The sequence below is a fragment of the Kingella kingae genome (genome assembly GCF_900475905.1).
Taxonomy (GTDB): Bacteria; Pseudomonadota; Gammaproteobacteria; order Burkholderiales; family Neisseriaceae; genus Kingella; species Kingella kingae.
In genome coordinates this window covers 1,069,406-1,084,090 of sequence record NZ_LS483426.1, presented here as the reverse complement: position 1 = coordinate 1,084,090, position 14,685 = coordinate 1,069,406, and the positions used below count along the sequence as shown (strand labels likewise).

Sequence of the window (14,685 nt, the reverse complement as noted above, 5' to 3'; positions counted from 1 at the left end):
ATTAAGCCTCTTAAATTTAACTATAATTTTTTATTTAGCAGTAGCAGCTGCATCTGTCATAGGCAGCAACTCTGCTGGTCGATTGACCCAATTTCCATACGTATCTTCTACAGTTTCAACCAAATCAATTTTATCCGCTGTAATTTTAGAGATACGACCAAAATTTTGTCCCAAATAATTGCCTTGCTTCACTGTGTAAACGTGTGGCTCTCCATTTACTTGGATTTCAATCAAAGCCGATAATGAACCAGGTGTACCAATTGAACCAACATACCGTAAATTCTCTAGGCTATAATTTTCTAGCAATTCTTTACTTCGGTTCAAATCTGGCGCATTACCATTTTGGAAAGCTGCTTTCATACGTTGCATATTAAACGCATTCGGCCCTGTAATTTGAGGTGCAAAATAAGTAACGGGTTCAATCGGTGCCAAAGGCTCAACAGGGCGAACTTTTGTTTTTGCCTCTGCTCTTGCTTGACTCATCCACTCTTGCAAATCCCCATACTGTTCAGAACAGCCTGCCAGCACTAGTGCTGACATCAAAAATAATTTAACTTTCATTATTGTTTCCTGTTTGATTCGATATTGGAGATACTACTTGGCCGCAGATGCAGCACTTGCTGCTGAAGCCATTTCCGAAACATCCAAAGCTTTATACGTATTCGCCATCGCTGTAAATACTAATTTGCCTTGACCTTTGTTCTTATCATCTGTTGCTTGTGATAAAGAAATATTTGCCAAAGTCACAATGCGCGACATTTGCCCCACATCTCGAACAAATTGTGCAATTTGATCATAATTGCCCGCAACAGAAATACTGAATGGCAAGCGCTCCACAGGACCTTCCGTCACTTTTTGTTCAGGTGCAATAGCACTCATGGTCAAACCATTTTTTGCAGCAGCCTGATGCAGCTCCTGAATTAACGTTGGAATTTCTGCACTTGTTGGTAATTGCTTTAACAGAACTTGGGTTGATGCCTCAATTTGTTGCAATTCCAATTTCAAATTATCCAAGCTCGCAGCACGAATACTTTTTTCAGAATATTCTGTTTTTAACTCTTCTTCTTTTGCTTGCGCATCAGTTAATTCAGTCCATTGAGTCTGGAAAAACACAAAATAACCGATTACCACCAACACCACCGCCACAACAATCGCAGCTAAAAACTGAACAGGTTTAGGTTGTAAGTGCAACTTATTGATATCAAATTTATTACTCATCTTTATTTACCTCCCGATGCACTTGTAGCAGGTGTTGATGTTACCGACGCAGCTGCTGCACCTGATGAAACAGATGCACCACCACCCACCACATCAGGAACAATCACTTTTTGTTCCAATAATAATGCATTCAAGATAAATTGTTGACCATCATCGGTTTTTTCAATTTTCACCAATTCTGGCTGTTCAAAAATACCCGTACTTGGTAAAGCAGTCATTAAAACAGCAACTTTGTTATCGCTAATCGCTTTACCAGTAATAGCATACTTATTACTTACCAAATTCTTAGAAGCATCGCCTTTCAAAGACAACAAATAAGCACCGTCGGGAACAAGTTGATTTAATGTATCAATAATTCGCGCACCCTCAAATCGCTTATTATCCAATTCTGCGATACGTTGACGACGTTCCAAAAAATTACGTTTTTGCTCATTGAGCGTTTTAATTTCTTCCAATTCTTTATCTAGCGTGGCAATACCAGCCTGCAAACTTTCGTTACGCCCCTGCTGATTCAGTATCATACCAGCCAATGATGAGTAAATCAGACCCGCAGCAACCAAACCTGCTGCTGCACCAATTACCATGATTGTTCGAAATTGTTTCTTTTTCTTTTGCTCTTCCATCTCACGATAGGGAAGCAAGTTAATCTTAATCAAATTCATATTAAACCAACCCTCTCAATGCCAAACCAAATGCCATTGTTAAAGAATTTGCATCTTGTGCAAATCTTGCTTCATCTGTTTTTAATTTATTTACAGCAAGCGAAGCTGGCGCAATCTGCTGAGTCGCGATACTGGTTTGAGCATAAATCGCATCATCCAAACCAGCCGCACCTGTACAACCTACACCACTAACAAAAATCTGTCTAATATCATTCCCTTGATCCATACTTTGCGTCGCTAAGAAAAATTGCAATGCACGTTGCACTTCTTGAGCAATTTGCATATTAAAATCATGAGTAATCATATTATGATAATCAGCTGGGCGACCCATTTCACCATAAATCATAGCTAAAGCCTCAGCATCACCGCATTGATAATTGCGTTGCACCAACTGAACCAACTGCTCCAAACCCAAGTGGCTTTCGTGGCGGAATAAAATCGTACCTTTTTCTACTACCAATGCACGCATATTAACATCACCCACATCAACCAACAAAACCTTGCTATCCGCAAATTGTTCACCTTGGTCTGCGTATGCAAAGGCATTAGCAATCGCAAACAAATCCACATCAACATTAGTTGCTTGCAAACCAATTTCATCCAATAAATCAGAACAGCGATCTACATCTTCTGTTTTAGCCGCTACCACCAAAATACGCTGCTCGCCAGTTTTGGCGTTTTGCGACATTTCGTACCAGTCGTAATTCATCGAATCCAAAGCACCTACACGGCTCACTTCCGACTCCACCATTTCTTGCAACGAAATTTCGCTCTCCTCCGGATTGAAGCGAACATCATCTTCAATCGTAACTGAGCTAGTGGGTAAAGAAATATTAACCTGTTTGCAATTCGTTTTCAGCTTGCTGTAGCATTGTTGCAAATGAGAGACAAGCTGCTCGAAATCGACCACTTCTGTACCAGAAATTACATTGCTAGGCAGGGTTACCATCGCATATTTCTCTAACTGCACCTGGCTTAAACTACGACCAGATAGCTGTACCATACGGATACCACCCTGTCCGATATCTAAGCCAATTACACTACGTCCACTGGTAGCGTTTGCAGCTTTATTGCTTGTATTTTTTTCAGTTTTTTTAAAACGCATAATTTTAAATCCTTACTCTAGGCATAAAACATTTATAATGCAGCCTGCTGTTTAGGTTTACTTAAATAACAAAAGACATGAGTTATTTTACTTTATTTTAAAAAACAAATGGCAACTTTAATTTAAATTAAACGGAAAATCATGATTAAAAACTTGCTTACCACTTTATTTGGCCTATTATTTGGCTTATTTTTATTTGCAATTGGGCTTATTGCTGTTGCAGTTTTGGTCACTTACCCTAAACTGCCCGAGTTAAGCCAAGTGCGAAACTACCAACCCAAAGAACCCTTAACCATCTATTCTTCTGATAATGTGATTATCGGCACTTATGGCGATGAACGTCGTGCTTTCACAACCATCAATCTTTTTCCAGAAAATCTTAAAAATGCGGTTATTGCAGCCGAAGATAAGCGTTTCCGTGAACACTGGGGAGTGGATTTAATTGGTATTGCTCGTGCTGTTATTGGTAACTTGCAATCTGGTGGCGTGCAATCTGGCGCAAGTACGATTACACAACAAGTCGCACGCAATTTTTATTTAACCAATGAACGCACGCTAACCCGTAAGTTTAACGAAGCGTTATTAGCATACAAAATTGAACGCACGCTAACCAAAGACCAAATTTTGGAACTGTATTTCAACCAAATTTATCTTGGACAACGCGCTTATGGTTTTGCTTCGGCAGCCAAAATCTACTTCAATAAAGATGTAAACGATTTAACTTTGGCAGAAGCAAGCATTTTGGCGGGGCTACCCAAAGCACCTTCTGCATTCAATCCGATTGTCAATCCAGAAAGAGCGCGCCTACGCCAAGAGTATATTTTAAATAATATGCTTGAATTGGGCATGATTACCCCCACCCAGCATCAAGAAGCACTGGCAGAAAAATTGCACTATGAACGTCATCGAATAGATATTAACCAAGATTCGTTATACGTTGCAGAAATGGCGCGACAAGATTTGTATGCTCGATACGGCGAAGATGCCTATACACGTGGCTTCAAAGTTTACACAACTGTTGATTCCAAACAACAAGCTTCAGCCACACGCGCTTTACGCAGTGCTTTGCGCTCATTTGACCGTGGCAGCGCATATCGTGGCGCAGAACAGCAATTAGATTTAAGCCATGTTACCGAAGAAAATATGGAAACAGAAATCGAGCAATTTTTGTCCAACACTTATACAGTAGAAGGCTTGATTCCTGCCATTATTACGCAAGCCAGCACCAAAAATGGCATCACGTTTTATATGGCTGGCGGCAAGAAAGCAAGCATTTCTGCTGGAAGATTAGGTGCAGCCAGAAACTTTATCAATAGCGAAAAAGCTGGTGATACCGCGCTTAAAGTCGGTTCGATGATTCGAGTAAGCAAATCGGGCAATGGCTGGATTATTACACAACAACCCGAAATCCAAGGTGCATTGGTATCGATTGACGCAGAAACAGGCGCAATTCGTGCCATGGTGGGTGGTTACGACTTCCACTACAAAAGTTTTAACCGTGCTGCACAAGGCATTCGCCAACCTGGCTCAACCTTTAAACCCTTTGTTTACTCTGCATTTTTAGCGAAAGGCTATAACGCTGAAACCATGGTAGAAGATGCGCCACTCAATATTGCAGGCTGGCAACCTAAAAACTCGGACGGTAATTATGCTGGCATGATTACACTACGCTCTGCATTGACGCGCTCCAAAAATACTGTTTCCGTTCGCATCTTACAAACCATGGGTGTTCGCTATGCGCGTGATTACATTGCCAAAAACTTTGGTTTTAAACCTGACCAAATACCAACCACTTTATCTTTGGCATTGGGTGCAGGTCAAGCCACACCATTGCAAATGGCAGAAGGCTATGCTGTTTTTGCCAATGGTGGCTACAAAATTGCGACTCATATTTTGGATAAAATTTATGACAGCAAAGACAATTTGGTTGCACAAATGCAACCTTTGGTAGCAGGTCAAAATGCTACTCGTGTGATTGCAGCAGGCAATGCAGCGACCATGAATTCTATTTTGCGTGATGTGGTACAACGCGGCACAGCACGCGCTGCCTTGTCTTTAAATCGCAGTGATGTTGCGGGTAAAACGGGTACAACCAATGACTTTAAAGACGCATGGTTTGTCGGCTACACCCCCAAAATTGTGACGGCTGTTTATGTGGGCTACGACAAGCCAAGAAGCATGGGACGACGTGGCTTTGGTGGTACACTGGCTTTACCGATTTGGATTAACTATATGCGTTATGCCTTAAACGGTGTGAAACAGCGCGACTTTGCAGGTATTTCTAATGTTCCTGCTGCACGCAATGCCGATACAGAAGAAATCGTCAATGAAACCGCGTTGGAAGGCGACGCACCAGTTGGTGTAACCAATACACCAGCAGTGCCACAAAATAGCAACACCGAAACTCCTGCGCCTGCGCCAGAATCTACTGGCAACAGACGCAACAATTCGGGTGGTAATCGCAATACAGGTGCTGCACCTGCTACCGATGCAACGGGCGATTTATTCTAATTGATTGCCTAAACAAAGTGCAGGCTGCTTTTGAAATACACTCAAAAGCAGCCTGCACTTTTTTTATGTTCACGCTTATCTAAACCACCCACGCAAAGCCTGTAAACCCAAATGGTTAATCGCCAAATCGGCAACAGCTTGGGTTTTCGGTTTGGCATGATACGCCACGCCTAAACCCGCGGCTTTCAACATGGGAATATCGTTTGCGCCATCGCCAATCGCCACCGTTTGCGCGACTTCGCAGCCCAGTTGTGTGCGAAATCGCGCCAAAATCTCGGCTTTGGCTTGCGCGTCTATCACTCTGCCCAGCACGCGCCCTGTGAGCAATCCATTTTCCACTTCCAATTCGTTGGCAAAAGCGTGTTCAAAACCCAATCGCTGTTTGAGTTGGTTGGTAAAAAACGTGAATCCGCCCGACACCAACACAAAGGTTACGCCGTATTTGTGGCATTCTTGTAACAAAAATTCCGCCCCTTCGCTTAATTGCAAAACGCGGTCATACACGGTTTGCAGGCTGCTTTCGGATATGCCTTTGAGCAGCGCGACACGGCTGCGCAGCGATTGTTCAAAATCCAATTCGCCACGCATGGCGCGTTCGGTAATCTCTGCCACTTGCTCTTTTAACCCAGCTTGCGCCGCGATTTCGTCTATACATTCAATCGTGATGAGCGTGCTGTCCATGTCGCTCACAATCAATTTGATGTCGCCAAACGCACAGTCGGGCAACACGCCAAAATCGGCACAAGCAGCCTGCAATTCGATGCGAACGGCATCGGGTAAATCGATTGCTGCGTTCAATGGAATACGCGCAATGTTGCCGTTAGTGTGTTGGGCGATGTCAAATTGCTGTTGTGTGTGCGGCAGCGATAATTGCGCCAAATTGGGGTGTTGAATGACCAAAACGTGAGACATGAGTTACTCCTGTTGATAGAAAATTGTCGCAGTATTACGCCACTTCAAATCGCGCCGTTGCCAAGCTGTGATGTAAATCCAGCTCCAACACATCGACCGAATGCAGCTGCCCCACGCCTGCTGGTGTGCCTGTAAACACAATATCGCCGCGTTTCAAGCCATATAAATCCGCCAAATAGCTAATCAAAAATGGTAGCGAATCAATCATCAAACTGGTGTTGCCGTGTTGTTTTGGCTCGCCGTTTACCGTTAAGGTGAACTCAATCGCGCTGTTGCTGGGCAATTTATCGGCGGCCACCCAGTCGGACAAGCAGGCTGCACCTTTGAAGGCTTTGGCTTTTGTCCACGGCAAGCCTTTTTGCTTGACTTCGGCTTGCACATCTCGCGCGGTCAAATCCAAGCCCACGGCATACGCGCTAATCAGCGACATGGCGTTTTCGGGCGCGATTTGCTCGCAATCTTGTCCGATTTGTACCACCAATTCGGTTTCGTAATGCACATTTTGACTAAATGCAGGCAGCGTGATGACGTTGCCAGCCAAAACGCTGCTGTTGGGTTTGAGAAAAATGAGCGGTTCGGTTGGCGTTTCACTGTTGAGTTCGGCAATGTGGGCGACATAGTTGCGACCAATGCAGTAAATAGTGTTGATGGGTAGCATGTTTTTTTCTTTTGTGCGATTAAACCGAAGCAGCCTGCACCGCCGTCAAACATTCCTTAACCAGCTCGGGTCCGCGATACACCATGCCGCTGTAAATCTGCACGGCGGTTGCGCCCAGTTGGATTTTTTCGGCAGCATCTTTACCGCTCAACACGCCACCTGCGCCAATAATCGGCACTTTGCTAGCCAATTCTTGCGCCAACGCTTTCAACACGCGATTGCTCGGTTCACGCACGGGTGCGCCGCTCAATCCGCCTGCTTCTTGTGCCAAAGGCGATGCGCCCAATGCGGATTTGTCAATCGTGGTGTTGGTGGCGATGATGCCGTCCATTTCAGTTTGCAGCACCACATGGGCGATGTCGGCAATTTGCGCTTCGTCCAAATCGGGCGCGATTTTGACCGCCAGCGGCACATAGCGGCTGTGTTGCGTTGCCAAAGCAGCCTGCTTGTTTTTGAGTGCGGTTAATAATTTGCTCAACTCGTCGCCGCCTTGCAAAGAGCGTAAGTTTTGCGTGTTGGGCGATGAAATGTTTACCGTGATATACGATGCGTGGGCATAGGCTTTTTCCAAGCAAATCAAATAATCATCGGCGGCGTTTTCAATGGGCGTGGTCGCGTTTTTGCCGATGTTGATGCCCAGTACGCCACGATATTGTGAACGCGCAATATTGCGAATCATCTGGTCTATGCCATCGTTGTTGAAGCCCATGCGGTTGATAATGGCTTGGTGCTCGGGCAAGCGAAACAGGCGCAGTTTGGGGTTGCCTGCTTGCGGACGTGGCGTAACCGTGCCGATTTCTATAAAGCCAAATCCCAATGCCGCCAAACCATCTATGCACTCGCCATTTTTGTCCATGCCAGCCGCTAAACCAATCGGATTGGGCAACGCCAAACCCATGAGCGTAGTCGGTTGCGTGTGTGGATTAACACACGGCAACACGCCACATTTTTCGGCACGCGCCAAAGTTTTGAGCGTTAAGCCATGCGCTTGTTCGGGGTCAAAATTGAAAACCAAAGGGCGGATTAAATCGTATAGCATAAAAAGCAGCCTGCACAGTTAAGAAAACGGCGATTTTACCTGTGCAGGCTGCTTTTTGCTATGATGTTGCCACTTAATCTACATACAGTGAAATGACGAGATACCACCATGACCCACTACCAAGACCAATTCCAACAACAAAAATGGCTGGCGATTGAACAATATTTGCTCAATCGCCAGCCGCGCTTGTTTTTTCGCGCCCACACGCAGGCAATGGACACGTTTGTACAGCAAATTTGGCAGGCGCAGAATGTGTCGTCATCGTGCTGTTTGTTGGCGATTGGTGGCTATGGGCGTGGCGAATTGTATCCGCATTCCGATGTGGATTTGGCAATCGTGTCGCCCGAACCGTTGCCCGATGCCGAACAAGAAAAAGTGGCACAATTTGTGCAACAAATGTGGGACGCGCAATTAACGCCAGCCGTTAAAACAGGCAGCCTGCACCAATTATCTGCCGCTGCCGAGCAAGATTTGACTGCCAACACGGCGTTTTTGGAAGCGCGATTTTTGTGCGGCGATGCGGCGTTCGCACAACAAGTTATCGCGCATTGGAACGCCCAACGCAATGTGGTGGCGTTCATAGATAGCAAGCTGCTGGAAATGCAATATCGCCACGATAAATATCAAGGTTTGCCGCTTGAACCGAACATCAAAAACGGTGCAGGCTGCTTGCGCGATATTCACACGATGATGTGGCTTGCTCGAGCGCAAGGTTTACCAACTGATTTTTATGCCTTGTCGCGCGACAAAATTATCACACGCATTGAAGCAGGTTTGCTCCGCAGCAGTCATCGGCATTTGGCACAAATTCGCATTGAATTGCACTTGGCAGCAGGGCGTGAAGAAGACCGCTTAATTTTTGATTTACAAAGCACATTGGCGCAAAACCGCGATTTGTGTCGCCCCGATAAACAAGCAGGCATAGAACGCTTGATGCGTGATTGTTATCGCACCGCCAAAACTGTGATGCAGCTCAACGGCATTTTGATTCCGATGTTGCGTGGGCGCGTGTCGTCCAGTTTGCCGCGCATGGTGCATGATTTGGACGCGCATTATTTTCAAGTAGGCAACAAAATCGCCGCCAAAGATTTGCAGTTGTTTCAAAAGCAGCCTGCACATTTGTTCACGATATTGCAAATTTGGCAAAGTCGGCGCGATTTAGACGGCATTGCGCCCAAAACCTTGCGTGCATGGTGGGCAACGGTGCGCCATATAGACGATTCGTTTTATGCCAACGAACAACATCGCGCCCAATTTTTGACGTTTTTCAAAGCAGGCGCAGGCTTAACGCGGATTATGCGTTTTTTGAATTTATACGGCATGTTGGCGCGATACTTGCCCGATTGGCACAAAATTGTGGGTCTGTTGCAGCACGATTTGTTCCACATTTATCCTGTGGACGACCATATCTTAATGGTGCTTCGCAATATGCGCCGTTTAACGATGGAGCAATTTAGCGATGAATTGCCGTTTGCCAGCAACCTGATGCAACGCTTCACGCGACCACATTTGCTGTATTTGGCGGCACTGTTTCACGACATCGCCAAAGGCAGAAATGGCGACCATGCCAAATTGGGCGTTACCGATGCCCTGCGTTTTGCTGCCGACCACCATTTGCCAGCCGAAGAGAGTGAAATGTTAGCATGGCTGGTGCAAGAGCATTTGTTGATGTCTTTAACCGCGCAAAAACAAGACATTCAAGACCCAGAAGTAGTGCGCCAGTTCGCCCAAAAAGTGCAAACCTTTGAACGTTTGAACGCACTGTATTTGCTCACCGTTGCCGATATGCGTGGCACGAATCCCAAAATTTGGAACACTTGGAAAGCGCAGTTGTTGCAAACGCTGTATCACGCCACTCGCGCCGAATTATCAGGCAGCCTGCATTGCGTGTTGCCCGATAATCAACAAGAAATCGCGTTTCATTATTTGCGCCAACAAGATTACGCGCCGTCCGATATTCGCCAATTATTTGCGCGTTTGGGCGATGCCTATTTTGCGCGACACCCGAGCAATATCGGCCAATGGCAGTTGCCGCATTTGCTTAAACAACCCGACACGCCCACGTTTGCCATTCGTCCGCACCAAGCCGAAGGCAGCCTGCAATTATTTGTGTATTTGCCCGACCGCGACCGCTTGTTTACCCAGCTTTGCCAGCTATTTAGTCAGCAAAATTTAGACATTGTTGCCGCACGGATTTTTACCACCTCGCACCGATACGCGCTCAATACTTTTGTGGTTAATTTGCCCGAACAAGCGCAAGAAAGCGATGCCGAACGCATACAAAGCAGCCTGCAACTTGCGCTATCGCAATTTATCGCGCAAACGTGGTTGCCTAATAAAACGCGACAATCGCAACCCAGCCGCCGCGCCCGTTGGCAGCCGATTGCGCCGCACATTATTTTGGAAGCGCACGAAACCAATCCCGCGCTTTACACGTTGGACATTGTTGCCGCCAATCGCCCCTATTTGCTTGCCGATTTAAGCGAAGTGATGGCGCAACACGGCATCAACATTCAATACGCCAAAATTACCACGCTTGCCGACCGCGCCGAAGACTTGTTTGTGGTGCACGCCGCGCAGTTGAGCCAAGCCAGCCAACGCCAACAGTTGCAGCACGACTTGCAGGCAGCCTGCACCAAAAACTGCTATAATTCGCGCTCTTAACGCAACGGAATGTAACACCATGACACCCTTACACAACGACACTTTTCTCCGCGCCTTGTTGCGCCAACCTGTTGATTACACACCCATTTGGATGATGCGCCAAGCAGGACGCTATTTGCCAGAATACCGCGCCACTCGCGCCCAAGCTGGCGGATTTATGGATTTGTGCAAAAACACCGATTTCGCCACCGAAGTCACCATTCAGCCGCTAGAACGCTTTGATTTGGACGCGGCGATTTTGTTTTCTGACATTTTGACTGTGCCTGATGCAATGGGTTTGGGCTTGTATTTTGAAACAGGCGAAGGCCCAAAGTTCACCAAACCAATCCAAACCGAAGCCGATGTAAACGCGCTGCGCGTGCCTGATATGGCGAATTTGCGCTATGTGTTTGACGCAGTAAAATCCATTCGCAGCGCATTGAATGGTCGCGTGCCGTTGATTGGTTTTTCGGGCAGCCCGTTTACCTTGGCGTGTTACATGGTGGAAGGCGGCAGCAGCAAAGAATTTCGCACGATTAAAACCATGATGTACAGCCGCCCCGATTTGTTGCACAAAATCTTGGACGTGAACGCGCAAGCCGTAACCGCGTATTTAAACGAACAAATCGCACACGGCGCACAAGCGGTGCAAATTTTTGATACTTGGGGTGGCGTGTTGAGCGATGTCGCGTTCCAAGCGTTCAGTTTGCGCTATATGAAACAAATCATTAGCGGTTTGAAACGCGAAAACGAAAATCGCTGTGTGCCTGTGATTGTGTTCACAAAAGGCGGCGGTCAATGGCTGGAAAGCATGGCTCAAAGCGGTGCGGACGCTTTGGGCTTGGATTGGACAACGAATATCGCCCAAGCTCGTGCGCGTGTGGGCGACAAAGTGGCGTTGCAAGGCAATTTTGACCCGTTTGCGCTGTTTGGTACGCCCGATGCGATTAAAGCAGAAGCAGCACGAATTTTGGCGGATTTTGGCAACGGTTCGGGACACGTTTTCAATTTGGGACACGGCATCAACCAACACGCAGCCCCTGAACACGCGAAAATTTTGGTGGATACGGTTCACGAATTGTCGCGTCAATATCATCAGAAATAATAAAAAGCAGCCTGCAATTTTTGTTTTAAAAGGAAATGCCTGCCTACGGCATACCCCTTTTATACCCAAATCAAAAATTTGGACAAAAGGGTAAGCTGCTTTTAATGAGTAAACAAAATGAGCAATTTAGACTACGCCGCCTTATTTTTATTAAGCGGTATCGCATTGATTAGTTTTACCGTTTTGTGGCAAATGTATGTCGTGTTGAGCGAAATCTACACGCTAGACCGCTACAAAGACAGCCCCAAACTCGGCTGGATTGCCGCAGCAATTTTTTTCAGTTTCAGCTTGGCGATATATTACTTTTGCCCCAATTCGCGCAAAAAAGGGCTGGTGTTTTTGCTATCTGGCGCACTGGGCGTTCTGTGCTATGGCTTGGGTATGTGGTTTAAAAATCAAGCATAAAAAAGTGCAGGCTGCTTTGAACATTCAAAAGCAGCCTGCACAAATACTGGATTTAACTCCGCATTGCATCGCCTGCATCTTCCAGCGCACGGAAAATAATCGGCAGCATCGCGGTTCGGCGCACAATGGCATAAATCACCACATTGTCAAAATAAGACGGCAAATAATGAATATAATGATACGTAGCCGTGGTCGTTACCATGTTTTCTACCACATCGTGCAATTCCAAATCCAGCATACACAGTTGTTGGTTAGTAATGGTTCGAGCGCAAATTTCTACGATGCTTTCAATCGGATAGCGACAATTTGGTGTTTTTGCCAACAGTTCTTTGCTGTGAAAATTGACAATAATTGCGCCGTCCAGTCCTTCAATATTTTGCAAAATTTGAATACTTTTTTGAAATGGCATGATTTAAATCTCCAAGTTATTATTTTTTATAAACTATTCACCAATAATCTTAATAAATTTTAACAAAATTTAGACAAAGTAGCAACTTTAAAATTCAACGAAAGCAACCTGCACATGAACAACGAAACCTTACTGGATTTAAGCGGCTTAAAATGCCCACTCCCGATTTTGCGTACCAAAAAAGCATTGGCAACCTTGCCCAGCGGCACGATTTTGACCGTGCTGGCAACCGATGCCGGTGCGCCCGATGACTTTGCCGCATTTTGTAAACACACAGGACACGAACTGCTGCAAAGCAGCGAAGAAAATGGCGTGTTCACTTTGGTGGTTAAACGCAAATAATCGCAAAAGCAGCCTGCACTTTTTTATTTTTGATTAACAAGGAATCATCATGAAATTAAAGAATATTTTATCTGGTTTATGTATTGCTTTGATGCTAGCACAACTTGCGTGGGCAAAAAAAAGCGACCAGCGAATCATCTGCTAACACCAGCATACGGGTCAGTCAAATAGCCAATATGAGTGCAGAAGACAAACTGAATTTGCGCGATTTAATGGTCAAGATTGCCAATGTGTACATGACAAAACAAGTGCAAAATAAACCTGGTATCGATTCATTGATGGTAAGCGATTCGGGCAAAGAAGCGTTGGTATACACTTTGACGATGACCGTTCCCGAAAAGCGTTTTGATGAATTGCAAGATGCCGAAGCCAATCAGTTGGTTCGTACCGCTGTACGTTTAATGGTTATGACCAGTAGCTGCGTCAAAGATACCGAAGGATTGGAATACATGAAAGCACTTGGCTGGTCAAGAGCGCAATTTGTGGTCAATGTAAACCAGCAAGAATTCGATTCATTTGATATGCCTTTAACCGTTTGTGCTAAAAAATAAGGAGCAACCATGCAAACCCTAACCATTATCCAGCCCGATGATTTCCATTTGCACGTCCGTGACGGCGAAGCGTTGAAATCGGTTGTGCCGTACACCGCGCGTCAAATGGGTCGCGCTTTGATTATGCCGAATTTGAAACTGCCTGTTACCACAGTCGCACAAGCCTTGGCATACAAACAGCAAATTCAGGCAGCCGTGCCAGCCGATTGCGAATTTGAGCCGTTGATGTGTTTGTATTTGACCGACAAAACCACGCCCGAATTGGTGCGGGAAGCAAAAGCGGCTGGTATTGTCGCGTTCAAATTGTACCCAGCAGGCGCGACGACTAATTCCGATAGCGGCGTAACCGATTTATTTAAGTTGATTCCCGTTTTGCAGGAAATGGCGGCGCAGGGCATTTTGTTTTTGGCGCATGGCGAAGTTACCGATGCGGACATTGATATTTTTGACCGTGAAGCCGTGTTCATTGAAAAAATCATGAAACCAGTTTTGGCGCAAGTACCGAATTTAAAAGTCGTTTTTGAACACATTACGACTGCAGAAGCGGCAAAATTGGTTTGCGAATCGGGCGACAATGTGGCAGCAACGGTTACGCCGCAACATTTGATGTATAACCGCAATCATATTTTAGTGGGCGGCATTCGTCCGCATTTTTATTGCTTGCCGATTATTAAACGCGAAACGCATCGCCAAGCCTTGATTGACACGGTAACTGGCGACAAATCGCACAAATTTTTCTTGGGAACGGATAGTGCGCCGCACCCGAAACACGCGAAAGAAAATGCTTGTGGTTGTGCAGGAATGTTTAGCGCGATAACGGCGATTGAGTTGTACGCGCAGATTTTTGAACAGGCTGGCGCGTTGGATAAACTGGAAGCGTTTGCCAGCCAAAACGGGGCGCATTTTTATGGTCTGCCTGAAAATTCGCGCACAATCACATTGGCGAAACAGCCGCAGCGTGTGCCTGAAAGTGTGGCGTTTGGGGAGTTTGAGGTTGTGCCAATGTGCGCTGGCGAAGAGATTGCGTGGTCGGTGGTGGCCTAAAAAGCAGCCTGCACTGATTATTTATACGCATCAAAAAAATGCAGGCTGCTTTTTTATTTTGTTTACTTTATTCATCACAAC

At 45.8% G+C, this 14,685-nt stretch carries 15 protein-coding genes; 7 read left to right on the top strand and 8 right to left on the bottom strand.

The window, feature by feature from the left end; genetic code table 11:
* Positions 1-30: 30 nt before the first annotated feature.
* The 4 genes from DQN52_RS05900 to pilM are packed head-to-tail and all read right to left on the bottom strand — an operon-like array spanning position 31 to position 2,985.
* Entirely contained in the window at positions 31-561 is a 531-nt protein-coding gene (locus DQN52_RS05900) for a pilus assembly protein PilP (protein WP_003785826.1), read from the bottom strand.
* A gap of 33 nt (positions 562-594) precedes the next feature.
* Positions 595-1,218, bottom strand: a complete 624-nt coding sequence (locus DQN52_RS05895) for a type IV pilus inner membrane component PilO (RefSeq protein ID WP_003785825.1) — start codon at positions 1,216-1,218, stop codon at positions 595-597.
* A gap of 2 nt (positions 1,219-1,220) precedes the next feature.
* Positions 1,221-1,880 carry a PilN domain-containing protein gene (locus DQN52_RS05890; RefSeq protein ID WP_003785824.1) on the bottom strand — a complete coding sequence of 220 codons (660 nt, stop codon included), beginning with the start codon at positions 1,878-1,880 and terminating at the stop codon, positions 1,221-1,223.
* Between the two features lies 1 nt (position 1,881).
* Positions 1,882-2,985 carry a type IV pilus biogenesis protein PilM gene (gene pilM / locus DQN52_RS05885; RefSeq protein WP_003785822.1) on the bottom strand — a complete coding sequence of 368 codons (1,104 nt, stop codon included), beginning with the start codon at positions 2,983-2,985 and terminating at the stop codon, positions 1,882-1,884.
* Positions 2,986-3,126: 141 nt separating this feature from the next.
* On the opposite strand from pilM, the gene DQN52_RS05880 reads away from it, so the two are divergent.
* Positions 3,127-5,496, top strand: a complete 2,370-nt coding sequence (locus DQN52_RS05880; protein ID WP_003785821.1) for a penicillin-binding protein 1A — start codon at positions 3,127-3,129, stop codon at positions 5,494-5,496.
* A gap of 75 nt (positions 5,497-5,571) precedes the next feature.
* Here DQN52_RS05880 and serB read toward each other — a convergent pair whose 3' ends face one another.
* Genes serB through DQN52_RS05865 form a run of 3 tightly spaced genes read right to left on the bottom strand, consistent with a single transcriptional unit; the run spans position 5,572 to position 8,105 of the window.
* Entirely contained in the window at positions 5,572-6,408 is an 837-nt protein-coding gene (gene serB, locus DQN52_RS05875) for a phosphoserine phosphatase SerB (RefSeq protein WP_003785820.1), read from the bottom strand.
* 34 nt (positions 6,409-6,442) lie between these two features.
* A complete protein-coding gene (locus DQN52_RS05870; protein ID WP_003785819.1) occupies positions 6,443-7,066 on the bottom strand; it encodes a fumarylacetoacetate hydrolase family protein in 624 nt (207 codons plus the stop codon).
* A gap of 19 nt (positions 7,067-7,085) precedes the next feature.
* On the bottom strand, positions 7,086-8,105 hold the full coding sequence (locus DQN52_RS05865; protein ID WP_003785818.1) for a quinone-dependent dihydroorotate dehydrogenase: 1,020 nt from the start codon (positions 8,103-8,105) through the stop codon (positions 7,086-7,088).
* A gap of 108 nt (positions 8,106-8,213) precedes the next feature.
* Between DQN52_RS05865 and glnD the strand changes: the two genes are divergently transcribed.
* From glnD to DQN52_RS05850, 3 genes are all read left to right on the top strand, one after another.
* Positions 8,214-10,769, top strand: a complete 2,556-nt coding sequence (glnD, locus tag DQN52_RS05860) for a [protein-PII] uridylyltransferase (RefSeq protein ID WP_003785815.1) — start codon at positions 8,214-8,216, stop codon at positions 10,767-10,769.
* Positions 10,770-10,788: 19 nt separating this feature from the next.
* On the top strand, positions 10,789-11,853 hold the full coding sequence (hemE, locus tag DQN52_RS05855) for a uroporphyrinogen decarboxylase (RefSeq protein WP_003785813.1): 1,065 nt from the start codon (positions 10,789-10,791) through the stop codon (positions 11,851-11,853).
* Between the two features lie 117 nt (positions 11,854-11,970).
* Entirely contained in the window at positions 11,971-12,258 is a 288-nt protein-coding gene (locus DQN52_RS05850) for a hypothetical protein (protein ID WP_003785811.1), read from the top strand.
* Between the two features lie 52 nt (positions 12,259-12,310).
* Here DQN52_RS05850 and DQN52_RS05845 read toward each other — a convergent pair whose 3' ends face one another.
* A complete protein-coding gene (locus DQN52_RS05845; protein WP_003785809.1) occupies positions 12,311-12,667 on the bottom strand; it encodes a hypothetical protein in 357 nt (118 codons plus the stop codon).
* Positions 12,668-12,781: 114 nt separating this feature from the next.
* On the opposite strand from DQN52_RS05845, the gene DQN52_RS05840 reads away from it, so the two are divergent.
* The 3 genes from DQN52_RS05840 to pyrC all read left to right on the top strand — a co-directional run bounded on the left by DQN52_RS05840 (position 12,782) and on the right by pyrC (position 14,604).
* The gene (locus DQN52_RS05840) at positions 12,782-13,009 is read left to right on the top strand and encodes a sulfurtransferase TusA family protein (protein WP_003785807.1); all 228 of its coding nucleotides are present in this window, start codon (positions 12,782-12,784) and stop codon (positions 13,007-13,009) included.
* 176 nt (positions 13,010-13,185) lie between these two features.
* Positions 13,186-13,560, top strand: coding sequence for a hypothetical protein (locus tag DQN52_RS05835; protein ID WP_003785805.1), 375 nt, complete (start codon positions 13,186-13,188; stop codon positions 13,558-13,560).
* A 9-nt stretch (positions 13,561-13,569) separates the two neighbouring features.
* A complete protein-coding gene (pyrC, locus tag DQN52_RS05830; RefSeq protein WP_003785803.1) occupies positions 13,570-14,604 on the top strand; it encodes a dihydroorotase in 1,035 nt (344 codons plus the stop codon).
* Positions 14,605-14,685 lie beyond the last annotated feature (81 nt).

Coding starts and splice junctions, on each gene's coding strand:
- DQN52_RS05900 (WP_003785826.1), bottom strand. CDS start 561: ATGAAAGTTAAATTATTTTTGATGTCAGCACTAGTGCTGGCAGGCTGT.
- DQN52_RS05895 (WP_003785825.1), bottom strand. CDS start 1,218: ATGAGTAATAAATTTGATATCAATAAGTTGCACTTACAACCTAAACCT.
- DQN52_RS05890 (WP_003785824.1), bottom strand. CDS start 1,880: ATGAATTTGATTAAGATTAACTTGCTTCCCTATCGTGAGATGGAAGAG.
- pilM (WP_003785822.1), bottom strand. CDS start 2,985: ATGCGTTTTAAAAAAACTGAAAAAAATACAAGCAATAAAGCTGCAAAC.
- DQN52_RS05880 (WP_003785821.1), top strand. CDS start 3,127: ATGATTAAAAACTTGCTTACCACTTTATTTGGCCTATTATTTGGCTTA.
- serB (WP_003785820.1), bottom strand. CDS start 6,408: ATGTCTCACGTTTTGGTCATTCAACACCCCAATTTGGCGCAATTATCG.
- DQN52_RS05870 (WP_003785819.1), bottom strand. CDS start 7,066: ATGCTACCCATCAACACTATTTACTGCATTGGTCGCAACTATGTCGCC.
- DQN52_RS05865 (WP_003785818.1), bottom strand. CDS start 8,105: ATGCTATACGATTTAATCCGCCCTTTGGTTTTCAATTTTGACCCCGAA.
- glnD (WP_003785815.1), top strand. CDS start 8,214: ATGACCCACTACCAAGACCAATTCCAACAACAAAAATGGCTGGCGATT.
- hemE (WP_003785813.1), top strand. CDS start 10,789: ATGACACCCTTACACAACGACACTTTTCTCCGCGCCTTGTTGCGCCAA.
- DQN52_RS05850 (WP_003785811.1), top strand. CDS start 11,971: ATGAGCAATTTAGACTACGCCGCCTTATTTTTATTAAGCGGTATCGCA.
- DQN52_RS05845 (WP_003785809.1), bottom strand. CDS start 12,667: ATGCCATTTCAAAAAAGTATTCAAATTTTGCAAAATATTGAAGGACTG.
- DQN52_RS05840 (WP_003785807.1), top strand. CDS start 12,782: ATGAACAACGAAACCTTACTGGATTTAAGCGGCTTAAAATGCCCACTC.
- DQN52_RS05835 (WP_003785805.1), top strand. CDS start 13,186: ATGAGTGCAGAAGACAAACTGAATTTGCGCGATTTAATGGTCAAGATT.
- pyrC (WP_003785803.1), top strand. CDS start 13,570: ATGCAAACCCTAACCATTATCCAGCCCGATGATTTCCATTTGCACGTC.